Below are 23,732 nucleotides of genomic sequence, written 5' to 3'. Positions count from 1 at the left end.
CCATGGCAGACATTGTTCTTCTGGCCACGGCCGACTGGGATCATCCGCTCTGGACCAATAAGCAGCACGTTGCCTGTGCCCTGGCCGAGCTGGGCCATCGGGTTCTGTATGTGGACTCCCTTGGTGTGCGCGGCCCTCGGGTCGATCGCGCTGATTCCGGCCGGATTCTTCGGCGGTTGCGGCGCGGGCTGCGCCTGCCACGACAGGTCCGTCCCGGTGTGTGGGTGGTGTCTCCCCTGGTGATCCCAGGGCAGACGCAGGGTGTGGCTGGCCGACTCAATCGCTGGAGTTTGAATCTGTGCCTGTTCGCTGCAGACCTGGTTCTGGACCTGCGACGTCCTCTGCTGTGGACGTTCAACCCCCAGACCCGTGCCTACCTGCGCTTAGGCAAGTTTCACGCTGTGATTTATCACTGTGTTGATCGGATCCAGGCGCAGCCGGGGATGCCGGTGGCCGCTCTGGAAGCGGCAGAACGGGATCTCTGCGGAGCCGCCAATGCCTTGTTCACGACGGCTCCTCAGCTGCTGCAGTCGCTTGGACCCCTGAATGCGGGGAGTCACTATTTCGGGAATGTGGCGGATGCCGACCACTTCGGCCAAGCGCTTGAGCCTCAGCGGCACGCCCCAGTCGACTGGCCAACGATTCAAGGGCCCGTGATGATCTTCATCGGTGCGATCGATGCCTACAAATTGGATCTGACGATGCTCGAGCGTTTGGCGCCATCCACGCCTGAGTGGACTTATGTCTTCATCGGTCCGGTCGGAGAAACGGATCCAACAACGGATATTTCGTCTCTTGAAGGCTTGCCCAACGTGCATGTGCTCGGGCCGCGGCCTTACTCCACCCTTCCGGCTTATCTGGCTCAGGCCGATGTTGCCCTGCTGCCTCTGCAGATCAACGACTACACCCGCCACATGTATCCGATGAAGTTCTTCGAGTACCTTGCCGCCGGCCTGCCCGTGGTGGCCACGGACATTCCGTCGCTCGCGGATCAAGGGGATGTGGCTTGGCTGGTTCCGCCGGAACCAATGGCCTTTGAGCAGGCGATCCGCAAGGCTCTTGCAGGAGAGGGGCCAAGCCAGAACCAGCGCTTGGAACGGGCCGCTGGTCACACCTACCGCAGCCGTACGGCCGCCATGCTCCAGTGCCTGTGTCAGCACGGTCTGATGCCTGAGGAACCGCTGGCTCCTCAGGCTCCTCCTTATCACCATGTGCGTAGTCAGTGGAGTCGGGCCCACCTTTCAGCTCTGGGACGCCTTGGGCCGGTGAGAATCCTCGAGACGCTGGGTCTTGCGCAGGCGGCTGAGGCTTGTTTGCGTTACTGGCTTCGGCGAGAGCCGGGCAATGTCACCCTTTTGGCTGCTTTGGCGCAGAGACGTCTGTCTGTCGGGGACAACTTGGGTGGTTGTGAGTTGATCGAACGGATCTGGGCGGAGGATGGCGAGGCCGAAATTCTCCATCAATTGCTGTTTCGGCGTGGATCCAGGCCTGGATCCAAGGTGGATCAGCTGGCCCTCTTCGATGTGCTGGCCGCCAGTCCATCGCTACCTCTGCATTACGCCGGCTATTGCCGGGTGGTGCGCACCTACCGGGCCATCGATGCCAAAGATCCGAACGCTCTGCGACGGGGGGTCGTGGGTCTTGAAGCGATTCTTCTGGAGCTGGAGCGTGATCCCGATACCTATCGTTGTCTCAAGCCCAACCGCGAGAACAGAGCCAAGCTGCTGATTTCCGCCCAGCTCACTCGGCTGCGGGCTCTGATGGCTCTCCAGGACACGGCCGCTCTGGCTCAGGCCTCCCGCGAACTGCTGGACAGTGCCCGTCGTTACGAGCCCTTCGCGATCGATCGCAACACAGCGACGCGGATGACGCGCAACATCATGCGCAGCCTCACCATTGCTGCGGTGATGGCCTGGCAGAAAGCCGAAGCCCAGCGCTTTGCCGATGTGTTGGGCGAAATGGAGCGGTTGCGCAAGGCCTGTCATGCCGATCGCTTTGATCCGATTGCCAATAAAACTCAGGAAGATCACCGTGGTTTCGCCGATGCGGTGGTGGCGATGCTGGCGGCCTGTCGCTGGTCGGTGACGGACCCCTCCCAACGGCCGGAGCTGGAGTGCTTGGTGGACCCTGTTCTGTTGGTGTACTTCCCTGATCTGCGCCGCAACCGGGCCGAGAAAGCGCGTCGTTTTCTGCAGTCGTTGCAGCCCGTCGCTCAGTCCTGATGCGGGGTCTGCGTGTCGCGTTCTCGATCGACTCGCTCAAGCTGGGCGGAGCCGAAAGGGTTCTGCTCCAGTGGGCTCAATGGTGCAAGGACGAAGGCTGGTCGGTGCTCGTGATCACCCGCCATGGGCCCGACCGGGATGCCTATCCAGTGCCGAATGGTGTGCAGCGATGCCAGGAACCAGGGTTGCCGGCTCCCCTTGAGCGGCTCGGCTGGTTGGCCTTCCCCTTTCGCGTCTGGCAACTGCGCCGGCTCTTGATGCAGAAACGGTGTGATCTGGCCGTGGGCATGACCACCCTGCCGGCCGTGAAGTTGCTGCTGGCCTGTGCCGGACTGCCTCTGCGCACTGTGGTGTCAGAGCGCAACTATCCGCCCGCTAAACCCCCGGCTCTGCCTTGGCGCTGGTTGCGCAAGCTCACCTATCCCTGGGCTGATCTGCACCTGGTGCAGACCCGCATCACCGGCGCTTGGTTACGTCAGCATTGTGGTGTGCGTCGTCAGCGGCTGCTGCCCAATGCAGTGAGCTGGCCGCTGCAGGATCGTGAGCCACTGATCGAGCCTGAAGACTGGTTGGCACCGGAGCTGCCTTTGATCCTGGCCGCGGGAACCAAGGCGCGGCAGAAGGGATTTGATCGCCTGATGCCTGTGTTTGCCGAGCTAGGCCTGGCGGACTCCCGTTTGCACTTGGCTGTGCTGGGTCTGACTTCAGGGACTTATCACGGGCAGGATCAGCAGGCTTGGTTGCGCGAACGGCTGGGGGCGGATTCCGACCTGCAGCGCCGGCTGTTGTTGCCAGGGGTTTGCGGCAGCATGACCCGCTGGTATCGCAGGGCCACGGTGTTTGTGCTGCCCTCTCGCTATGAGGGCTTCCCCAACGTGCTTCTGGAGGCGATGGCTGCTGGGTGTGCCTGCATCGCCAGTGATTGCCTCACGGGCCCATCGGATCTGATCCGCGATGGAGACAACGGTCTGCTGTTGCCCGCCTCGGCAACCTCCAATGACTGGATCGAGGCCGTTGCCGCACTGCTTGCTGATTCAGAGCGTCGTCGTCGTCTGGGAGAGCGGGCGATCCAGGTGCGTGAGCGCTATTCCGCCGATTGCCTGCGCCGTGATTGTCTGGAGGCCCTGCGCTCGACCCGCCATGGATGACCTCTGGGTTGTACTCCCCCACCTCGGTGCCGGTGGTGCCCAGAAGGTCGGCCTTTTGGCTGCAGAGCATTTCGCGGCCCAGGGCCTGAGGGTTCGGGTGCTGTCGCTGCGTCACAACCATCCGATCAAGCACCGGTTGCCTGAAAACGTGACTGCTTTCGATCTCGGGCCTGATCAGGATGACTTCAGTGTCCATCCCTGGTTGCAGGACGTCTGGAACCGATCGCTGCTGGCTCGCGGACGGCGTTTTTGCGTGGCTCAGTGGATCAAGCTGCGCCGTTTCGTAATCCGAGTGGTCACGGCCCTGGTGCTGCGCTGGGTCCAGCTGACCTGGCCCCTTTTCGAGCAGAGGATCCAACCCGGTTCTGAGGCATCAGCCGTGCGTCTGCTGAACCGCTGCATGCGACGGATCGGTGGAGATCGCTACCGGCGTCTGCGGCAGCTGTTCCTGGAGCAGCGCCCGAAACGAGTTCTGGCTCTGCTCACCAAAACCAACATCCTCTGCTGTGCTGCGGTGTGGGATCTACCGATTCATCTGGTGGTGTCGGAGCGGAATGATCCCCGTCGCCAGAGGCTGGATCGGCTTTGGAATCGACTGCGCCGCGTGTATTACCGCCGCGCTGATGTGGTGACGGCCAATACCGAGGGTGTGCTCGAAGCCCTGCAGGCAATGGGCACCTGGCAGCGCCTTGATCTCTTGCCCAATCCCCTCCCCGGTGGCCTCAATCTGCAGGGTTCATCGGGGCCTGCAGCTCGCGATTTCGAGGTTCTTGCGGTGGCGCGGCTTGTTCCTCAAAAGGGTCTCGACCTGCTGATCCGGGCCTTCGCTTCCCTGCCAGAGCCGGTGCGGGCCGGCTGGCGCCTTGTGCTGGTGGGGGATGGTCCGAAGCGCAACGCCCTTCAAGCACTGGCCCAGCAACTCGGCATCAGCGTTCAGGTGGTGTTCGAGGGGTTCCAGTCGGATCCCCTGCGCTACATGCAACGCGCATCGATTTTTGCGCTGCCGTCCCGTTTTGAGGGCATGCCCAATGCCCTGCTGGAGGCGATGGCAGCCGGCTTGCCATCAGTGGTGAGCGACGCCTCGCCTGGTCCGTTGGAGATGGTGTGCGATGGCTGCCAGGGCCTGGTGGTGCCCAACGAAAATGTTGAAGCGTTTGCTGAAGCTTTGCAGCACTTGATGGGTGATCAGGACCTGCGTGAGCGCATGGGGGCGGAAGCACGGACGACCCTGCGCGCCCTTGACTGGGATGTGGTGGAACCCCATTGGCGCTCTGTGCTGGCTCTGCCGTGACCGAGGGCCTCTCCACCAGGTTCACCCATCGTCTGCTGATGCTGGCGCCCACCCGTCGTGCGGTTAGCGAAACCTTCATCCGCGCCAATCTCGAGGGGCTGCCTTTCGACGTCACTGCCTTGTTTGGCGATGAGCGGCCACCGGGACGGCCGGTCGCTCTGGCCTATGGCCTGGCGATCCTGCTCAGCAAAGTGTTGACCCGGTTGCGGTGGTTGCGTTTGGCTGAGATGCCTGCCGCCGGCGTGGTCTGGTGGCAGATCCGGCGAGAGCGTCCCGATGCGGTGCTGGTGGATTTCGGGTTTGAGGCGGTGCGAGTGATGGAGGCCTGTGCCTGGAGCGGCGTTCCCTTGGTGGTGCATTTCCGAGGATCGGATGCGTCCGCTCGTGATCGGCTTGGGCTGCTGGGGAAGCGCTATCGGCGGCTGTTCGCGATCGCCTCCGGTGTTGTGGTCAAGTCACGTCCGATGGCCGACACCCTGCGATCCCTCGGTGCTCGCCCGGAGCGGTTGCTGATCAGTCCCTCGGGGGCCAATGCCAGGCTCTTTCACGGCAGTGATCCGGCTGCTGCTCCAGTGGTGTTTCTGGCGGTGGGGCGCTTCGTGGCCAAGAAGGGACCTCTTCACACCATCCGGGCTTTTTCCCAGGTTTGCGAAGGTCTGGGGCCTGAGCAGCCGGACTTGGCGCTCTGGATGGTGGGCGAGGGTCCTTTGCTTGCCGATGCACGCGCATTGGTGCGCAGCCTGGATCTCAATGAGCGGGTGCGTTTCCTCGGCGTCCGCGGCCAGGAGAAGGTGGCGCAGCTGATGCGTGAGGTGCGTGGATTTGTGCAGCACTCTCTCGTGGCTGCCGATGGTGATAGTGAAGGGAATCCGGTGGCCGTGATGGAAGCCCAGTTGAGTGGTCTGCCTGTGGTGGCCACGCGCCATGCGGGTATTCCCGAGGTGGTGCTCGATGGAGAGACCGGTTTTCTTGTGGGGGAGGGCGATGTGCAGGGGATGGCTGAAGCGATGATGCGGTTGGCGGTCGATCCAGCCCTGGCGGCACGTCTGGGAGATGGCGGCCGGCGCCGCATTCAGAAGGGGTTCACGATCGACCACCACCTCCACCAGCTTTCCTCCTTCCTGCTTGCTGTGATCGGGGATGACGAGCGATGACCCGCAGACTTCTGTTAATCCGCGGCCTCGGTCACAGCGGCACCACCATTCTTGATCTGGCTTTGGGGGCCCATCCCCAGATGGTGGGATTGGGGGAAGCCGCAAGGATCCTGGACCGTCCTGCCGTTGGTGAAGAACACCGGGGTCCGGCCCAGCTGCGCGGTGATTTGCGTTTTCAGCGGCGTTGCACCTGCGGGACGCTTGCGGCCGAGTGTCCCGTCTGGGGACCGATGCTGACCTGGCTGCCAGCCCATGAGGCCCAGCCCCTGGCCGACAAGATGCGGATGCTTCTGACGGTGGTTGAAGCTGCTTCAGAGGCCGCACCCAGCTGGGTGGTGGACTCTTATCAGGGTGATTTCGTGTTGCCTTTTCATCAGGATGACGACCTGGAAATCCGCATCCTGCATCTCACCCGCGACCTGCGTTCCTGGGTGCATTCCCGCTCAAGGGATGGGCGTCAGCGGGGTCAGTGGCTTCCCGGCCTGAAACCGTTGCTGCGCTGGTGCCGGATCAATGCCCGCCACGAGCGATGGTTGCGCCGCTGCGGGAAACCGGTGTTCCGGCTGGGGTATGAGGAGTTGGCCTTGCAGCCGGAGCCCAGCCTGCGTCGTCTGTGTGCCTGGCTGGAGATCCCCTTCGACACGCGCATGTTGGAGCCTGCCTGCCACAGCAGCAGCCATGTGCTGTCTGGCAACCGTCTGCGGTTCGACCCTGAACGCAGCGGTGCCATCCGTTACGACGGCAGCTGGATGGCAGCCCCTGCTGGTTTGGCCCAGTTGGCTCTGGCCCTGCCCTGGGTGGCGGCCCTCAACCGCCGTTTGGTTTATTCCGAGGCCTTGGCGGAGTCGGACGGTCCGCGAAAGCGGTAGATGCGGCCGTTGCCCCGGTGGCGGCTGTAGCGATACACCAGTTCGTAGCGGTCTAGTTCGTCTCCGAGAAACTTGAGATTGCCCTTGTCGATGTCCATCAGGAAGTCGCCGGCTTTCGGGGTGTAGGTCTCGCCGCGTCCGATTCCTGCCACTGTGGTGTAAGTCATGGTGGACGGATCGAGAAAGATCAGGCGATCCACCTTGAAACGATCGATGTGGCGTTTGCGCCGGAACCAGGATTTGGTGAACACGAGGTTTACTTCTTCCCCGCGTCGCTTGGCCTTGACGGTGAGGTCGTCGATCTTGTTGAAGGTGGTCAGCCAGGAGTGTTGTTTGGCTTTGACCGCACTCACCCGTTCGATGAAGCCATCCTCCTGAAAATGTTCGAGGCCGAGCAGGCCGCCGCTGGCCACGATGGCTGCGGCGCTCAGTGCCATGGGTGACTGGATGCGTCGGCTGAGGGTGGGCGTGATCCAGGCACACCAGGCGAAGCTCAGATCAAGCACCGTCACCAGCTGCACCGGCAGGCTCATGTAGCTGGTGCCCTCGTAGCCCACAACGGCATAGAGGGCTCCCATGTAAGTGAGGGCCGCAGCATTGAGTCCATCCAGAAGATTGGCTGAGGATCGCTTGCAGCTGATCAGAACGATGCGCAGGCCGATGAAGATGAACAAGATCCAGCTGCGCAAATCACCGATGAATCGGAACCCGTCATCCGAGCCATAGGCCTCTTTGCCGTGATACAGGCTGGGCAGATAGCTCAGGTAGGTGTAAGCGAGCGCGAAGACGACCATCAGGCTCATGAGCCAGAGTTCCAGGCTGTAAGCACCCATCCAGTTGCGCAGGCGCTTAACGGTCAGGTTGTGAGCTGGGAAGGCTGGGTAACGATCCATCAACCCGGCCGCACCGGTCATTAGGGTGAACGCGGCGGGTGTCACGAACAGCAGCACGGCGATGTCTTTGAAGAACATCCCCACCAGGGCGAAGAGAAGGCTGAAACACCAGGCCTGACGGCCTCCCGTGCTCTGGTAGTGCAGATAGAAAAAAGTAAAAGCAACGAAGCAGAGCGTGAGCATCCGTTCCGCGTAGATCAGCTGAAAGAAGGCGAAGCCAGTAGCCGGCGCAAACAGCAGCAGCAGGCTGACCATCAACAGCAGATGCTTGGGAGTGGGAGGGTGCACCAAACCCCGCACGATGCGGGTGGCCAGGATCACGATGGTGAAGGCCTCTGCTGCACTCACCACCATCCACACCTTCACATACGGCGTGAACCAGCTGAGAACGTGCAGGTCCTGGTGGGCGAGCGGGAAGAAGCGGTAGTCATTGCGGAGCATGGTCTCCGCAATGAAGTCGTAGCGGATTGAGAAGTTGTCGAGCAGATGGTGGTCAAGGATGCCGTCGTACCAGCCCACGAGCTCCGGGAAAAGCCAGCTGGTGCCGTTCACCATTGCCACCGTGTAGGCGCTCCACAGCAGCAACACCAGGGGATGTTCCCTCGAAAATGTCAGCAGTTGTTTGGCCCAGTTCCCCCGTTTGAGGGAAGGTTGGTCTGCATCTTCAGGCGGCGTCTCTGATCGCAGGCCGATCCAAAGCAGCGACAGCACGGCGATCGCCAGAAGTGCCAGAGCGATGTCGTGAGAGGTGCGGTTGTAGGTGTAAAGCAGGAGCTTCCCAGCCGCACTGCGAGGGTCAGGGAGCCAGCGCATCGCCTGCTGCAGCCAGAGCCAGGAGCCAATCCCGGCGAGGGAGAGGATCGCTGCGACGCTGCTCAGCAGCATCCAGGGCTGAAAGCGCCGGATCATTTTCGGCAGTGACATGCAAACTCAGCGGTGGCGGAAGATGCGCCCAGCCCGCTTGGCGGTGCTGTGGCGGTAGATCTCCGCAAAGGCCTGGCCATCCTGCCCCAAATCCTTGCGCTCGCGTTTGTCGATCGTGAGTAGAAAATCACCCGGTTGGGGCGTGTAAGTCTCTCCCCGGTTGGGGCCTTCCACCACGGTGTACGTGCGGCGCTGGCGGTGGTACTCGATCAGTCGGTCCACCGCCAGCGGTTTGAGGGTGTGCTGATTGAAATAGGAGCGCATGAAAATCACATTCACCGGCTCTCCCTTCTCCCGGCTGTCGCGGCTGAGTGCTGCCATGGCTTCGAAGGTTTCGCGCCAGCGGCGCTGCGTGGTTTTGATCGTGCGCACGCGCTTGCTGAAGGTTTCTGAGGCGCGGTGTTCGAGGCCGACCAGCACCAGGCTTCCGGCCATCCCCAGGGCTGCGACCGTGGCAGAGGCTGGACGGCGACCCAGACGCGGCACCAGCCAGCAGCACCAGATCCAGCCCAGGTCAAGCACCGTGACCAGTTGCACCGGCAGGGTCCAGAAGCTGGCGTAGGGGTAGCCGACGCTGGCCCAGAGGGCGACCGCGTAGAGAATGACCGCCAGATTGAGCCCGTCCAGCAGGTCAGTAGACCGTCGGTTGCGAACAAGAGGCAGCAGCCGCAGAGCGTTGAAGCCGAAGAGAGCGATCAGTCGCCAGTCCGCATCCAGGCTCCAGCGTCCCTCGCTGCTGAAGGGTGTGGCCTGGGCGACAAGGCTGGGCAGAAGGCTGAGCGTCACGTAGGAGACCGCCACCACCGGCACAAGGGCGATCAGTGCGCTCTCCAGGGATCGCCAGCGCCGAGCGGCCGGAGTGGTGAGCCAGCGCAGCAGAGCTGGGATCACGAACAGCAGCACGGCGATGTCTTTGACATACACACCGAGCAGTGCCCACATAAGAGTGAACGCCCCGGACCGTCTGCGGCCGCTCTTGATGAAGCGCCAGTAGCTGAAGGCATAGCCGGCGAACAACACCGTGAGCAGCCGCTCGCAGTAGACCAGCTGGAAGAACCCCCATCCGGTGGCCGGTGCGAAGAGAAACAGCAGGGCCATGCTCAGAAGCAGCCCTGGGACCCGCGGTGGTCCCACCATCTCCTGCACCATCCGGGCGCTGAGCACCACGATCGCCATCAATTCGACCGCACTGACCAGCATCCACACCTTCACGTAGGGCGTGAACCAGCTGAGGGCATGCAGGTCCTGGTGGGCGAGAGGGAAAAAACGGAAGCTGTTGCGCTGCATCGTTTCGGCGATGAAGCGCTCTTGCACCTGGGGCTGGTCGAGCAGCGGACTGTGGATGAAGCCTTGGTAGAGGTCGGGCAGTTCCGGATAGAACCAGCTGGTGCCCTGCACCATCGCCACGGTGTAGCCCGCGAACACGACGGTCACAACAGGGTGACGCCGGATCCATCTCAGGATCCGGAAGGGCAAGGGTTGGGTGCTCTGATCTGTTGGGTCCTGGTCTTTGGCGGCGATCACGAGGAGAGTGATCACACCGAGCGCCACCAGGCTGAGCACCAGGCCGTGGCTGATCTGGTTGTAGGCCAGCAGCCATTGCTTGCTGGCGGCCTGAATCATTGGATGGTGAGGGCTGGCAGGGATTTCACCAGGTCATCCACAGCCTTGAGTTGGGAGAGGAAGGGTTCCAGTTGCTCCAGCGGCAGGGCGCTCGGTCCATCGCAGCGGGCCTGATTGGGATCGGGATGGGACTCCAGAAACAGACCTGCCAGTCCGATGGCCATTCCGGCGCGGGCCAGATCCAGCACCTGACTGCGGCGACCTCCCGACGCCGCACCGCCGGGATCACGGCACTGCAACGCATGGGTGACATCAAAAATCAGCGGCAAGTCGTCGCAGCAGCGCTTCATGACGCCAAACCCCAACATGTCCACCACCAGGTTGTCGTAGCCAAAATTGCTGCCGCGCTCGCAGATCAGCAACCGCTCATTGCCGCACTCGCGGAACTTCTCCACCACGTTGGCCATCTGAGAGGGGCTCAGAAACTGCGGCTTCTTAATATTGATCACTGCGCCGGTTTGCGCCATCGCTTCCACCAGATCCGTCTGGCGGGCCAGAAATGCCGGGAGTTGGATGATGTCGCACACCTCTGCGGCTGGAGCGGCCTGCTCGGGTGTATGCACGTCCGTGATCACGGGCACCCCATGGGTGTCTTTGACGGCCTGAAGCATCGCCAGGCCCTCCTCCAGTCCGGGTCCACGGAACGAGTGAACCGATGAACGGTTGGCCTTGTCAAAGGACGCTTTGAAGACCAGAGGGATGGCGAGCCGGCGGCAGACATCGGCGTACTGCGCTGCTGCATCGAGGGCGAACTGCTGCGACTCCAGCACGTTCACCCCGCCGATCAGCACGAAGGGCGCGTCGTTGGCGAAGGTGATTGACCCAAGACTGACCTGCCGCGCTGCCATGGTTGTGCTTCCAGGGCCGAAAGCCTAGGCCTCGTGCTGGAGCGGGCCGTAATCTGCGCCCAGATCAGGCCTGCCGGTGACGACCCTCGCTCCGATTCCGATCTTCATCGGTTACGACCCGCGGGAGCGGGCTGCCACCAATGTGCTGATCGACAGCCTGTATCAGCACAGCACGTCGCCACTGGCGATCACGCCCTTGGTGACCCCCCAACTGGAGGCTCAGGGGCTGTACCGGCGCCAGCGGGATCCCAAGCAGAGCACGGCGTTTTCCTTCACCCGCTTTCTGGTGCCCCATCTGATGGGGTATCAGGGCTGGGCGATTTTCATGGACTGCGACATGCTCTGCCGCGGTGATATCAAGCAGCTCTGGGACCAGCGGGATGATCGCTATGGAGCGATGTGCGTGCAGCACGAGCATGTGCCCGGCGAAACGGTGAAATTTCTGGGGGAAGTGCAGAGCGCTTACCCGAAGAAGAACTGGAGCTCGCTGATGTTGCTGAACTGCAGCCGCTGCACGGCGTTGACCGTGGACTATGTGAACAAGGCCACAGGATTGGAACTCCACCGATTCCATTGGCTGGAGGGCGATCATGAGATCGGTGCCTTGGATGCTGGTTGGAACCATCTCGTGGATGTGCAGGACGCACCCACGGCGGCTGCGGAAGAAGGTGGTCCGCGCTTGCTGCACTGGACCCTCGGCGGCCCCTGGTTCAGGGAGCAGCGCACGATGGGTGGGCCACTTGCGGCGGAATGGTTCTCGGCCCGTGATGACGCCATGAAGCTCTGGGACTGATGACGATGCCGATTCAGCGTTCAGTTGTGGCGGTGCCGGCCCGGTTGGCGTCCTCCCGCTTGCCCGACAAAGTATTGGCGGAGATTGGCGGCAAGCCAATGATCCAGCGGGTGCTGGAACGCTGCGCCCATGCCGCTGGGCCTGCAGCAGTGGTGCTCTGCACCGACAGCCGCCGGCTGCAGGAGCTGGCCCTGGGTTGGGGGGTCCCGGTGCTGATGACGTCGGAGTCTTGCAGCTCCGGTAGCGAGCGCATCGCCTCCGTGGCCGACCAGCTGGTGGCTAAGGCCTGGGACGAGCGGGTTGATTGTTGGGATGAGCCGCAGAGAGCCGAGCGGCTCCGCACTACGGCCGTGATCAATGTGCAGGGTGACCAGCCCTTTCTTGACCCTGCTGTCGTAACTGCGATGGTTGATGAATTCGGACGGTGCGAGCCTGTGCCCGCAGTGGTGACACCGATCTACCGCTTGACCGCGGACACCATCCACAATCCAGCCGTCGTGAAAACCCTGGTGGCCCACGACGGCCGGGCGTTGTACTTCTCCCGTTCCGCCATCCCCCATGTCCGTGACGTGGATCCCGCTGACTGGCATCGGCATGCGCCTTACTGGGGACATGTGGGTATGTATGGCTTCCGGGGGGATGTGCTGGCCCAATGGGATCAACTGCCGGCTTCTCCTCTTGAAGATCTCGAGCGCTTGGAGCAGCTGCGCTTGATCGAAGCCGGGCATACGGTCGCCACCTTCAGGGTGGAGGGAACCTCACTCTCTGTGGATACACCGGAGCAGCTGGAGGAGGCCCGCCGGATGGCTCGCACGTAGGGATGGGGGCGATCTCACGCCTTGAGCTGCCAGGCATTCCCCCGGAGTTGACGTTGGCCCTCGTCGAGCAGGTTCGACTCCAGGGGCTTGGGCGGTTGGCTCTGGTCGGTGGTGCCGTCCGTGATGCCCTGCTCCATCAATGCCATGGTGCCTCGTGGACAGGGCTTCCGGATCTGGATCTGGTGCTGGAAGGATCCTGCGCTGATCTGGCCCGTGGTCTCCAGCAGAGGTTCGGTTCTGAGCGGATGCCGTGGCTGCAGTTGCATGAGCGCTTCGGCACGGCGGAACTGATGCTGGATGGCGTGCTGATCGATCTGGCCGGTGCCCGTGAGGAGCGGTATCCCCTACCGGGCGAGAACCCAATCGTTCAACCGGGACCGCTCGAAGAGGATCTGGCACGCCGGGATTTCACTGCGAATGCCATGGCGTTGGTGTTGCATGGCGATGGCAGCCAGCAGCTGCTGGATCCCCATGGTGGTCTCGACCACCTGGCTTCACGGCAGTTGGTGTTTTTGCATGAGGCCAGCGTCTCTGATGACCCAACGCGCGTGATTCGCGCTGCCCGTTATGGCGCCCGGCTTGGATTCGATCTCGATTCGGGATCCCTGCAGCAGTTGAAGACCACGCTGGAGCGCTGGCCTTGGGCCTGGCGGTATGGCGATGTTGTGGATGAGGTGCCTCCAGCCCTGGGGACCCGCTTGCGTATGGAGCTGGATCTGCTCCTGGCGCGGGAACCCTGGCCGCAGGCTCTGACCTTGCTGCAGAAATGGTCTGCGCTACCTCTTCTGGATCCGTTGTTGCAGAGCGAGGCCAAGCTCATTCGCAGACTGCGGCGGGCTGCACGTCTGCAACTTCCCTTGCTCAGCGCCTTGATCGCCGCAGCCGAGGAACCCGTCGCTCTGGCTCAGCGGCTTGAGATTCCCATGCAGCAGTTGCGCTGGCTGGAGCAACTGCAAGCGCTGCGGCACTGGCTGGAGCAGGAGGTGTTGCCCCAGCCATGGCGCCAATGGGGAGCTCTGGAGTGGACCTCACGTCTTGAGCAGGCCAACTGGTCCGCGCCGGTGGTGGCTTTGGCGGTGATCGAAACCCCACTGTGCTGGCACCCGATGCTGCGCTGGTGGGGGCGCTGGCGGCATGCGACCGCCTCGGTCAGCGCCAGAGACTTGATCGCCCAGGGCATGCAACCTGGACCGCTGTTAGGGGAGGCGCTGCGTCGCTCCCGAGATCAGGTGCTGGAGGGACTGCGATGAAGCGCTGGCTGGTGCTTCTGGTGTCTGCCGACTTTGGACCGATGGGCTTCCACCACAGGCAAGAGCTTTCAGCCCAGCTATCCCGTACTGATTCCCTGGTTGGCCCTGCTCCTGATGAGCTGGTGGTGGCACAGCTTCGCCGATTTGGATCCTGCGCTCAGCAGGCGTTTGCAGCGTGAGCCCCACCGTTACTCACGTCGTGCCCGTCTGCTTAATCTCAGTGATCGGATGGAGGTCGCAGCTGGGCGAATGAGTCCATCGTCTTTCCCTTGGAGGGATGGCGATGCGCTGCAACGTGCCTTGATCAGACGCCCAGCGCCCGACCAGCTCTGGCTGGCCGACAGAGGCCGGGTATCGCTGTGAGCCTGAAGTACTTAGCGGCACCAGCGGCTTGCCGTTGGCCAGTGCTGTTCAAGGTCAACCTCAGGAAGCAACTGACGCACGGCTTTGACATCAGCGGCGAGCGACTGTCCTAATTCAGCCAAGAGATCGTCGGGGATGTCAGTGCTGCTGTCACTCGCATTCACGCGCTGGTCCCAAGCTGGTTCGTGGTAATGAAGACCCAGGAATGCACAGAGTTGCGCATACGTTTCGGGTTGAAACAGCGTTTCATAGAGACCGAGATAGCACTCCTGGATCCCGAAACTGTGTCTGAGGTTCTCCAGGGTGCGGCCGTAATCACTGCGCAGACTCGGGCCCTTGCGCACCCGCTTGCGTAAGCCGGCGATTTCACTCGCTGCATCTCGCTTGCCGAGCTTGCGTTGTTTCATGCGTTGGCTGGAGATCAGCCGCTCGATCGGGTCCCGCATGAGGAACACAGGACGCACGTTGATGCTGCGCTGTCGGAAGCCGGATTGGATTAATTGAAGCGTGTTTGCTGATAGTGCCGCATACGACGGCGTGATATCTCCGGTCAAGGTGACTGAGCAGCCTTTGCGGCGCGGTCTGCGCAGCAACCAGGCGAAATAGTCGAAGTAGAGGTCTGGCTGGCGGATGAACAGCTGGCGCATCCAGCTGCGGGGCTGGATCCAGCTGCGGGGCTGGCTTAGCGACATCTCAATGCGCCGGAACCGAGCCAATTCCGGCATGGTTCGGGCATCGTGCACGTGGTACTCCTTCAGAACGCCGAAGTCCGTATCAGCCCTGCGCTGCAGCTGTTCATGTAGCCAGGTGGTGCCGGCTTTCTGAGCCCCGAGTCCCAGCAGGAAAACGCCACCGGCTGGAGAGAGTGACTCAGTCATTGCGGTCACGCCAGCCGTGGCGGCGCAGCGCCTCCCAGTCCCCACGCGCCTGCAGGATGCGTTCCGCCAGTTCCCTCACAGCACCGTGCCCACCGCGGCTCTGCAGCACAGCATCGGCCTGTTGCCGCAGGGGGCGACAGGCATCGTTTGGTGCCAGCAGAAGTCCCACGTGACCTCTGACCGCCAGGTCGTTGAGGTCATCGCCGAGGAAGGCAGTGCGGGATTGGGACACACCGAGTTCCTGTCGCAGTGCAGCAAGGGCCGGTGGTTTGTCCTTAATGCCAACCAGGCAGTGTTTGATGCCCAGCTGGCGTGCCCTCACCTCCGTGGCACCGCCTTGGCCGCCGCTGAGAAAGGCCAGATGCAGGCTCGCTTTTTGAAGCAATCGCAGCCCGAGTCCGTCGCGCACATCGAAGCGTTTCTGCAGCTGTCCGTCAGGGTTGAACCAGAGCCCGCCATCGGTGAGCACACCATCGACATCCAAGACCAGCAGCTGGAGCGTGGCTAACCGCTGGCGCTGCCTGTGCCATTGCCATTCGCGCAGCAGGTGTTGCATCAGGCCAGCCCGGCCTGGACGAGATCGTGCAAGCGCAGCAGACCATGCAAGCCATCGTGCTCATCCACGACCGGCAGCACGGAGATCGGTTTGCGACGGTTGTGCTCCATGCGCTGAATCGCTTCCACGGCCAGGATGTCGGCCGACACCGTGATCGGATCCGCCGTCATCAGCTCGCCAGCGGTGAGCGCTGGCCAACGTTCTGGACCGTGATCACGCAGGGCTCGGCGCAGATCGCCGTCCGTGATCAGTCCCAGCAGACGGCCTGGTTTGACGGGGTCCTCTACCCAGCCGCTGCCGATTGCCCCTTGGGTGAGGCGACCGATCACGTCCGGTAGTGGCGTCGTGGGTGTGATCGATGGCAGCTGGGCGACAGGGATCATCAGATCAGCCACCGTCATCGTGAGCTGCTTACCCAGGGCACCGGCTGGGTGGTTCAGGGCAAAGTCGGCTGAGGAAATCCCGCGCCGTTCCATCCACACCGCCGCCAGGGCATCGCCGATGGCCATGGCCACTGCGGTGCTGGCCGTGGGGGCGAGGTTGAGAGGGCAGACCTCCCGATCCACGGAGGCGTCGAGCACCACATCACTGCCGCGGGCCAGGGAGGAGTCGGCCCGTCCCACCAGGGCGATCCGGGCCGTACCACGACGTTTGAGATGGGGGAGTACTTCCAAAAGCTCTGCCGTTTCTCCACTGTTGGACAGCAGCAGGCAAACATCGTCAGGAGCGACCACGCCCAGGTCCCCGTGCAGGGCATCAAGGGGATTGAGGTAAAGGGCCATCAGGCCGATGGAGGAGAAGGTAGCGGCAATCTTGCGGGCCACGATCCCGCTCTTGCCGACCCCCGTGATCACCAATTTGGCCTTGCGGTCAGCACAGCGCTCCAGAAGGGCCAGGGCTCCCTCAACCTCGTCTGCAGACAGCTGAGAGGCCGCCGCCGCAATGGCAGCAGCCTCTTCCTGCAGGCAGCGGGTGAGTGCGGACAAAGTGAATGGCCCTCTAACAGTGTTGATTCTCCTTGATGTCCTGTCTCATGCCTTGGCCATCGTCCGTTGAAACCGGATTGATGCAGGCCGTTCCAGCCACCAGGCCGATCAGCAGCTGATTGATCGGACTGAATTCCTGAACCGTGGTGGAGAGGGCACAGAAGAGCAGGGCCAGATTCAAGCCAAGGCTGATTTCAGACCAGTTGGTGGAGTTCCAGGGTGACCAGTTGCGTGCTGCCGAGACGGCCATTTGTTGCGTCCACAGTCCTTGCAGGATCAATCCGCTTAGCGCCATCAGCACGATTAACCCCAGCAGCCCGTGGTTGCCAGCGACCTGCGCCCAGGTGTTGTGGGCGTGCCCGAACGAGAGACCTGGGCGGACTGATTCACAGGCTTCACGGAGCCCGCTGGTGTCGTATCCGGAGCCCATCCAGAAGCGTTCTGTGCTCTTCAGCATTCCCTTGCGCACCCAGCAAGATGCCATCTGCAAGCGCATGGCGTCACTGCCGATGTCGGGCGCGATCACCAGCTTCCAGGCTGCAGCACTAAGAAGACTGCCCACCGCTATCAGGCTCAAAACCCATTGCCGTCGCCGCACGTGATGGCGCAATCTCAGGCCCAGCCATGGCAGGGCGATCGCCAATGGGACCGCAAGGATGGCCATGCGTGAGTCGGTCCCAAGAATCACCCAGTAGCCGAGTGCAAAGAGCGCCAGGTGCACCCCCCTCCACCAGAGCCTTCGTGCCTGTGTGGCGCTGTACCAAGTAGCCAGCGTGAGAAAGGTGGTGAGCGTGGCCAGGCGGTTGATGCTGCCCAAACTGCGCTGGATCGTTGCGTAGTAGAGATCAAACATGCTCTGGACGCTCCAGTCGCCTGACGCTGAGAGCTGAATGGCGAAGAACAAGGCGATGGGTGCAATGGCAAGGCTCATCCAGCTGAGGAGGAGCTGCCAAGACCGCTGAGTGAGCTGACTGCCGATCAGTAGACCACTGCCGATCAGTAGAAACAGCACAGGGCCGCGGTAGTCGTCTCGCAGGATGATGTTGCGTGCTTGCAGCAGCACAAGAGCAAGCAGCACGCACCAGCTCAACCAGGTTTCCCTTGGGGCTGATTGTCGGATCTGACGCTGGATACAGCTGATCAGTTTCAGCACGATCCAACTGAACAGGCTGACCAGGCCGAGTTCGCGGGTGCTTTCGCTGAGGTGCAACGCCACAGTGACAGGGATCAGGGCATCCGCTAGTGCGGCTTTGTCCAGCACGTTGAACCATGTCCTGCTGATCGTTGGCCGTGGCTTCGGACTTCCATCCGTAGCGGGTGTTGCACCCATTTCGGCGTCGCAAAGAGCAGCTGATTATTCTCGCCCCATGAGCTTTCTCGCCGGCCTCAATGACGCCCAGCGCCGGGCGGTTGATCACCATGAGGGGCCCCTGCTGGTGGTAGCTGGTGCGGGTAGCGGCAAGACCCGGGCCTTGACCCATCGCATTGCCCATCTCATTGGTGAGCACGGTGCCGATCCCGCCCAGATCCTGGCTGTGACCTTCACGAACAAGGCAGCCCGTGAGATGAAGGAGCGTCTGGAGCTCCTGCTTGCCCAGCGACTGGCCCAGAGTCAGTTCGGCCAACCCTGGAGCACCCTGCCGCCGGTGGAGCAGCGTCAGCTGCGCTCACGCATCTACCGGGAAATCACCAAGGAGCTGTGGATCGGCACCTTCCATGCCCTTTTCGCACGGATGCTCCGCTACGACATCGACAAGTTCAAGGACAGCGAAGGACTCTCTTGGACCAAGCAGTTCTCCATCTACGACGAGGCCGATGCCCAGAGCCTGGTGAAGGAGATTGTGACCCAGGAGCTTCAGCTTGACCCCAAGCGCTTCGAACCGAAAAAAACCCGTTGGGCGATCAGTAACGCTAAGAATCAGGGGTGGCTGCCCGATCAGCTCGAAGCCAATGCCGAGGGGCAGCGGGGCAAACTCACCGCCGACGTGTACCGGCGCTACCGCAAGGCCCTCGCGGCCAACAATGCCCTCGATTTCGATGACCTGCTGTTGATGCCGGTGCAGCTGCTGCAGCAGAACGAGCAGGTGCGCGGCTACTGGCACCGCCGTTTCGCCCATGTGCTGGTGGATGAATATCAAGACACCAACCGCACCCAGTACGACCTGATCAAGTTGCTGGTCACTGACGGCAAGGATCCCCAGACCTACGACAACTGGACAGGTCGGTCGGTGTTTGTGGTGGGCGATGCCGATCAGAGCATCTACAGCTTCCGGGCGGCGGACTTCACGATCCTGATGGGCTTTCAGGACGACTTCGGAGACCAGGAGCCCGATGAGGCCACCCGCACCATGGTGAAACTGGAGGAGAACTACCGCTCGACGGCCACGATTCTCGAAGCTGCCAATGCCTTGATTGCGAACAACAGCGAGCGCATCGACAAGGTGCTGCGTCCGACCCGCGGCGAGGGGGAGCTGATTTCTTTGACCCGCTGTGATGACGAGATCGCCGAGGCCGAAGCGGTGGTTCATCGGCTGCGGATGATGGAAGCAGCCAACCCCGAGCTGACCTGGGGGGACATGGCCTGTCTCTATCGCACCAATGCTCAGTCGCGGGCGCTGGAGGAATCCCTGGTGCGGTGGCGGATTCCTTATGTCGTGGTGGGCGGCCTGCGCTTCTACGACCGGAGGGAAATCAAGGATGTGCTCGGCTACCTGCGCCTGCTGATCAACCCTGCCGACACCGTGAGTTTGCTGCGGGTGATCAATGTGCCCAAGCGGGGCATCGGCAAGACCACGATCCAGCGGCTCACTGATGCGGCCAATCAGCTGGGCATTCCCCTCTGGGATGTGGTGAGTGATCCCGAAGCGGTGCGCTCCCTCGGTGGCCGTTCCGCCCGGGGCTTGCTGCAGTTCTGTGAGCTGATCAACGGCTTGCGCGAACGTGTGTCCACCACGCCCCCTTCTGAACTGATTCAGCAGGTGATGGAGCTCAGTGGCTACGTCAGCGAACTGATCACCGAAGGCAGCGATGAGGCCGAGGAACGCAGGCGCAATCTGCAGGAGCTTGTGAATGCAGGTTTGCAGTACCAGGAGGAAAACGAGGAGGGAGATCTCGAGGGTTTTCTGGCCTCTGCGGCTCTGGCCAGCGATGCCGATAGCAAGGACACCGCCGCCGATCGCGTCACTCTGATGACCCTGCACAGCAGTAAAGGTCTGGAATTTCCGGTGGTGTGCCTGGTGGGTCTGGAGCAGGGGCTCTTTCCCAGCTATCGCTCCCTTGACGATCCCGCTTCGCTGGAGGAAGAGCGGCGGCTCTGTTATGTGGGCATCACCCGGGCCAAGGAGCGCCTGTTCCTCTCCCATGCCAGCGAACGACGTCTCTGGGGTGGCATGCGCGAACCGGCCGTGCCGAGTGTGTTTCTCTCCGAACTGCCGGAAGCGCTGGTGCAAGGAGAGATCCCGCGCTCAGGCGGCGCTGCGATCCGCCGGGAACAACGTTTAGATCGCCTCACTCGTGTGGACCGTGAGCAACCCAGCAGCGCCCCTGCTAACGCGGTGCGTCGGCGTCAGGCCGGTCCAGCGCCCGGTCGCAGCTGGAGCGTGGGTGACCGGGTGCTGCACAGCAGCTTCGGAGAAGGGGAGGTCACCCACACCTTCGGTAGTGGCGAGAAGGTGTCGATTGCGGTGAAGTTCGCAGGGATGGGTCCCAAGATCCTGGATCCGCGCTTGGCGCCGATTGAGCCCTTGCCGTGAGCTTGCTGTTCAGCTCGAGGCCAGGGCCACTGAGCCGATTGCCGTCCAGGGGCTGGATTCGGCCTGAAGTAAAGCGTCAGCCAGAGGGCTGGTCACGCTGATCAGCAGCGGTCCGCAGGTCTGGGGATCGACCAGTAACTCGAGCAGAGCCTGGCTTTGCAGGCTGCCCACGAGGATGTTGCCCAAGTGCAGGGTCACCAGGCCCTGATCGAGCAGGCCCCAGGAGCGCCTGTTGGCTGGAGCAAGACTGCTGGCTAGACCGCTCTCGAGCAAGGGCAGGGCTCCAGGCAGTGCGGGAATGGCATCCGCCTGCAGAGTCACGCGCACGTGCTCAGGGGTCGCAGTTGGCCCCAGCATCTCGCCGAGGTGGCCCAGGAGGCCGAAGCCTGTGATGTCGGTGGCCGCATGAATGCAATTGGGATGGATCTTTTGAAGCGTGAGCAGCTCTTCCAGCAGGTGGTGCTGACTGGTGGACATCTGCTCCAAAGCCTTGTCCAGGTCTGAAGGGTGCGTTTTGCCTCTCATCGCTGCCGCGAACAGAACCCCCGTGCCCAGAGCACGGCTGATTAGGAGCTGGTCTCCTGCCTGAAGACCGCGTTTGGGCCATGGCCGCTCCGGTGAAGCTCCGGAGACGCTCAGGATCACTTGGATGTCCTGGCTTGGGGGTGGGCTCCCAGCCTGACGGCTCTCGAGAGTGTGTCCTCCCAGCAGGCTGGCTTGCTGGGGTTGCAGCGCGCACTGGATGCCCGCCAACGTTTGTTCCAGCAACCATTCCTGATCGGCAGCGTCGCCGAGGGGAAGGGTGACCACCGCCTGGGCCGCCTGCACACGCGCTCCGCAGGCCCACAGATCTGAGCAGGCATGCAACGTTGTGAGCCTGGCGTTCAGCCAGGGGTCGCTGATCAGCGCTGGAAAACCATCCACGCTTTGCAGAAGCGGTTGTCCACTCACTGCTCGGCTGCCAGGCAAGGGATTTGCATCTTCGGGCGCTGATCCCAGCGTCTGTAGTCCAGCCCGGCTGAGGGCAGTTTCCAGGTGATGGGCCGGTAATTTCGCCGCGCATCCGTTGCAGCGCATCGTTTCCGGGTCCGCCGCCGCGTAATCCATGGTCGATTGGGTTTTGAAGTGGCGGATGAACCGGCGGTCAATGCGCTCTTTCCAGTTCCACAGCCAACCCCTGGGTCCAAGGACCCAGGGCCCCCAGAGCAGCCAAGCCACAGCTGTTCCCTGGCGATGGCCTCCCAGGAGCTGCAGGGCTCGAGTTTGGGGGCTCCAGTGATGTAGCGGTTGGCTGCGTCCAGCGGCTTCCAGATTGCGGGCCAAGGGCTTGGCCGCACGCACAGCCCAGACGCCGGAAGGCGGGCGGACCGCTCCGTTGACCACAGCGCAGTCACCGGTGGCGAAGAGCTCCGGGTGGCCTTGCACCTGAAGTGTCGCGTCCGTTTGCACCCGACCGCTCTGGGGACAGCAAGGCAATCCACTGGCTGCCAGCCAGGCTGGCGCCTGGCTGCCTGTGCAGCGCAGTCCTGGCCCTTCGATGGTGGGTTCTCCGTCGCTCACCACACAGTGCTTGATGCCGGCTGCGGTGATCGCCTTGGCCAGCTCCGGCTGCGGTTGCCCAGGTTTGCTGATCAGTAGCAGGCGCCGCGCCGGCCAACGTTGACGTAGCGCCAAGGCCACTTCCAGGCCCGCCAGTCCGGCGCCGAGGATGGCAAAAGGGGGCCAGGTGCTCTGCGGTGCTGGGTTGCGATCTTCCCGCTCAAGCAGGGCGAGGACGGGCTTCAGGGGTTTGATTGGCGTGAGTTCGTGCGTGTTCCCCTCGCAGCGGGACTGCGAGGCTGTGGTGATCGCGCCAACGTTGAGACTGAGGCAATCAAAACGCAGTGCCGGTCGGCGTTCCAGCAACAACTGACGCTCTGCAAGATTGATGCCCGTGATGGTGGCGATCACCAGGGCGACTCCAGCCTGGTCGGCGAGTCTGCGCAGGTCGATGTTCACCTCGTCAAGGCTGTAACGGCCGGCGATCAGACCTGGGACCATTCCCGAGTAGAGCGTGGTGCTGCACTGGCTCACGAGGATGACGAGCCCGTCGGGTCGTTTCTCGGGGCGCATCGCCCAGCGACGCAGCAACAGTGCATGGCTGTGGCCACCTCCGGCCAGCACCAGAACACTCATGGCTCGCTGGCGTAGCCCTGGGGATTGGCGGATTGCCAGGCCCAGCCATCCCGGCAGATGTCCTGAAGTGAGTGTTGTGTCTGCCACCCCAGTCGCCTGAGCGCCTCGGCCGGATCGGCCACGGTGATGGCGGCATCACCGGGTCGGCGGCTGACGATGGCATGAGGAATGGGGCGTTCGCTGGCTTCAGCAAACGCCTGAATCACCTCCAGCACTGAAATGCCTCGGCCGCTGCCGAGGTTGAGGCTGAGCAGCTGTGGCGGCTCCTCCAGCAGGCAGTCCAGGGCGGCGCGGTGACCTTCGGCGAGATCCATCACATGGATGTAATCGCGGATGCAGGTGCCGTCCGGAGTGGGCCAGTCGCCGCCGAACACCTGCAGACATTCCCTCCGGCCCACGGCCACCTGGCTCACGAAGGGGAAGAGATTGTTGGGAATGCCGAGGGGATCTTCACCGATCTGGCCGCTGGGGTGCGCACCGACCGGATTGAAGTAGCGCAGGCAGGCGATCCGCCAGAGTTCCTGGGCGCTTGTAGCCAGGTCGTTGAGCAGGCGTTCCGCCGCTGCTTTGGTGTACCCGTAGGGATTGATCGGCTGGATCGCCGCCGTTTCCGGAATCGGCACGTGGTCGGGGTAGCCGTAGAGGGTGGCGCTGCTGCTGAACACAAAGGTGTGGCAGCCGTGGTTGGCCATCACCTGCAGCAGGCTGAGCGTGCCGTGCACATTCACGTCCCAGTAGCGCAGCGGTTCAGCAACAGACTCGCCCACGGCCTTGAGTCCTGCGAAGTGGATCACCGCATCAATCGGCTGGCCCTGCGCTTCGGCCTGTTGGAAGATCGCCTCAAGGCAGGGGGTATCGCGGATTTCCCCTTCGACAAACTGCAGGCGATCCGTCGGTCCCGCCTTTGATGCCGGTGCAACCCCTGCCAGAGATGCGACGCGGTTGAGTGAGGCCAGAGAACTGTTGCTGAGGTTGTCGACCACCACAAGCTCATGGCCCGCGTCCAGAAGGACGAGGCAGGTGTGGCTGCCAATGAAACCGGCTCCCCCTGTGACGAGGATCTTGGCCATGAGAGCTGATTTGATCTCTGGGGATTGAAGCCTAACGGTGGCGATTTAACGTGAATTCTCTACTGCGGCTGCAATGCTTCGCGAATGCATCAGGTTGGGCTTGCGCAATCGGTGTCGGT

At 62.6% G+C, this 23,732-nt stretch carries 19 protein-coding genes; 10 read left to right on the top strand and 9 right to left on the bottom strand.

Annotation, left to right across the window (positions count from 1 at the left end; all coding sequences use genetic code 11):
- Positions 1-2 precede the first annotated feature (2 nt).
- Genes ACLM45_RS08075 through ACLM45_RS08055 form a run of 5 tightly spaced genes read left to right on the top strand, consistent with a single transcriptional unit; the run spans position 3 to position 6,684 of the window.
- The gene (locus ACLM45_RS08075; protein WP_415408712.1) at positions 3-2,222 is read left to right on the top strand and encodes a glycosyltransferase; all 2,220 of its coding nucleotides are present in this window, start codon (positions 3-5) and stop codon (positions 2,220-2,222) included.
- Complete coding sequence (locus ACLM45_RS08070) at positions 2,222-3,370, top strand: glycosyltransferase (protein ID WP_415408711.1); 1,149 nt, start codon at positions 2,222-2,224, stop codon at positions 3,368-3,370. The genes ACLM45_RS08075 and ACLM45_RS08070 overlap by 1 nt, the downstream gene beginning before the upstream one ends.
- Positions 3,363-4,661, top strand: coding sequence for a glycosyltransferase (locus tag ACLM45_RS08065; protein ID WP_415408710.1), 1,299 nt, complete (start codon positions 3,363-3,365; stop codon positions 4,659-4,661). Before ACLM45_RS08070 ends, ACLM45_RS08065 begins: the two co-directional genes overlap by 8 nt.
- Positions 4,658-5,815, top strand: a complete 1,158-nt coding sequence (locus ACLM45_RS08060; protein ID WP_415408709.1) for a glycosyltransferase — start codon at positions 4,658-4,660, stop codon at positions 5,813-5,815. Before ACLM45_RS08065 ends, ACLM45_RS08060 begins: the two co-directional genes overlap by 4 nt.
- Positions 5,812-6,684: a sulfotransferase gene (locus ACLM45_RS08055; protein ID WP_415408708.1), complete on the top strand. Its 873-nt coding sequence runs from the start codon at positions 5,812-5,814 to the stop codon at positions 6,682-6,684. The genes ACLM45_RS08060 and ACLM45_RS08055 overlap by 4 nt, the downstream gene beginning before the upstream one ends.
- Here ACLM45_RS08055 and ACLM45_RS08050 read toward each other — a convergent pair.
- From ACLM45_RS08050 to kdsA, 3 genes are read right to left on the bottom strand one after another with little or no spacing between them, the layout of a single operon-like run.
- Positions 6,639-8,501, bottom strand: coding sequence for a hypothetical protein (locus tag ACLM45_RS08050; protein ID WP_415408707.1), 1,863 nt, complete (start codon positions 8,499-8,501; stop codon positions 6,639-6,641). The genes ACLM45_RS08055 and ACLM45_RS08050 overlap by 46 nt on opposite strands.
- 6 nt (positions 8,502-8,507) lie before the next feature.
- Entirely contained in the window at positions 8,508-10,124 is a 1,617-nt protein-coding gene (locus ACLM45_RS08045; protein ID WP_415408706.1) for a hypothetical protein, read from the bottom strand.
- A complete protein-coding gene (kdsA, locus tag ACLM45_RS08040) occupies positions 10,121-10,972 on the bottom strand; it encodes a 3-deoxy-8-phosphooctulonate synthase (RefSeq protein ID WP_415408705.1) in 852 nt (283 codons plus the stop codon). The genes ACLM45_RS08045 and kdsA overlap by 4 nt, the downstream gene beginning before the upstream one ends.
- A gap of 76 nt (positions 10,973-11,048) precedes the next feature.
- On the opposite strand from kdsA, the gene ACLM45_RS08035 reads away from it, so the two are divergent.
- The 4 genes from ACLM45_RS08035 to ACLM45_RS08020 are packed head-to-tail and all read left to right on the top strand — an operon-like array spanning position 11,049 to position 14,196.
- Positions 11,049-11,765 (top strand): glycosyltransferase, encoded by a 717-nt coding sequence (locus ACLM45_RS08035; RefSeq protein WP_415408704.1) that lies wholly within the window; start codon positions 11,049-11,051, stop codon positions 11,763-11,765.
- Positions 11,766-11,770: 5 nt separating this feature from the next.
- On the top strand, positions 11,771-12,583 hold the full coding sequence (gene kdsB / locus ACLM45_RS08030; protein WP_415411391.1) for a 3-deoxy-manno-octulosonate cytidylyltransferase: 813 nt from the start codon (positions 11,771-11,773) through the stop codon (positions 12,581-12,583).
- A gap of 2 nt (positions 12,584-12,585) precedes the next feature.
- Positions 12,586-13,833, top strand: a complete 1,248-nt coding sequence (locus tag ACLM45_RS08025) for a CCA tRNA nucleotidyltransferase (protein WP_415408703.1) — start codon at positions 12,586-12,588, stop codon at positions 13,831-13,833.
- A gap of 33 nt (positions 13,834-13,866) precedes the next feature.
- A complete protein-coding gene (locus tag ACLM45_RS08020; RefSeq protein WP_415408702.1) occupies positions 13,867-14,196 on the top strand; it encodes a hypothetical protein in 330 nt (109 codons plus the stop codon).
- Positions 14,197-14,207: 11 nt separating this feature from the next.
- On the opposite strand, the gene ACLM45_RS08015 is transcribed toward ACLM45_RS08020, so the two are convergent.
- The 4 genes from ACLM45_RS08015 to ACLM45_RS08000 are packed head-to-tail and all read right to left on the bottom strand — an operon-like array spanning position 14,208 to position 17,877.
- On the bottom strand, positions 14,208-15,074 hold the full coding sequence (locus ACLM45_RS08015) for a sulfotransferase family protein (protein ID WP_415408701.1): 867 nt from the start codon (positions 15,072-15,074) through the stop codon (positions 14,208-14,210).
- Positions 15,067-15,630, bottom strand: coding sequence for a KdsC family phosphatase (locus tag ACLM45_RS08010; RefSeq protein ID WP_415408700.1), 564 nt, complete (start codon positions 15,628-15,630; stop codon positions 15,067-15,069). The genes ACLM45_RS08015 and ACLM45_RS08010 overlap by 8 nt, the downstream gene beginning before the upstream one ends.
- Positions 15,630-16,616, bottom strand: a complete 987-nt coding sequence (locus tag ACLM45_RS08005; RefSeq protein ID WP_415408699.1) for a KpsF/GutQ family sugar-phosphate isomerase — start codon at positions 16,614-16,616, stop codon at positions 15,630-15,632. Before ACLM45_RS08005 ends, ACLM45_RS08010 begins: the two co-directional genes overlap by 1 nt.
- A 13-nt stretch (positions 16,617-16,629) precedes the next feature.
- Positions 16,630-17,877: an O-antigen ligase family protein gene (locus tag ACLM45_RS08000; protein WP_415408698.1), complete on the bottom strand. Its 1,248-nt coding sequence runs from the start codon at positions 17,875-17,877 to the stop codon at positions 16,630-16,632.
- Between the two features lie 106 nt (positions 17,878-17,983).
- On the opposite strand from ACLM45_RS08000, the gene ACLM45_RS07995 reads away from it, so the two are divergent.
- Positions 17,984-20,368, top strand: a complete 2,385-nt coding sequence (locus ACLM45_RS07995; protein WP_415408697.1) for a UvrD-helicase domain-containing protein — start codon at positions 17,984-17,986, stop codon at positions 20,366-20,368.
- Positions 20,369-20,377: 9 nt separating this feature from the next.
- Here ACLM45_RS07995 and selD read toward each other — a convergent pair whose 3' ends face one another.
- Entirely contained in the window at positions 20,378-22,543 is a 2,166-nt protein-coding gene (gene selD / locus ACLM45_RS07990) for a selenide, water dikinase SelD (protein ID WP_415411390.1), read from the bottom strand.
- Positions 22,540-23,613, bottom strand: a complete 1,074-nt coding sequence (galE, locus tag ACLM45_RS07985) for a UDP-glucose 4-epimerase GalE (protein ID WP_415408696.1) — start codon at positions 23,611-23,613, stop codon at positions 22,540-22,542. The genes selD and galE overlap by 4 nt, the downstream gene beginning before the upstream one ends.
- Positions 23,614-23,732: the final 119 nt, after the last annotated feature.

Origin of the sequence: Synechococcus sp. A10-1-5-9, assembly GCF_047716785.1 — a bacterium.
Lineage (GTDB): Bacteria > Cyanobacteriota > Cyanobacteriia > PCC-6307 > Cyanobiaceae > Synechococcus_C.
Note: the sequence above shows the minus strand (reverse complement) of the source record. Positions and strands in the feature narration are given on the sequence as shown.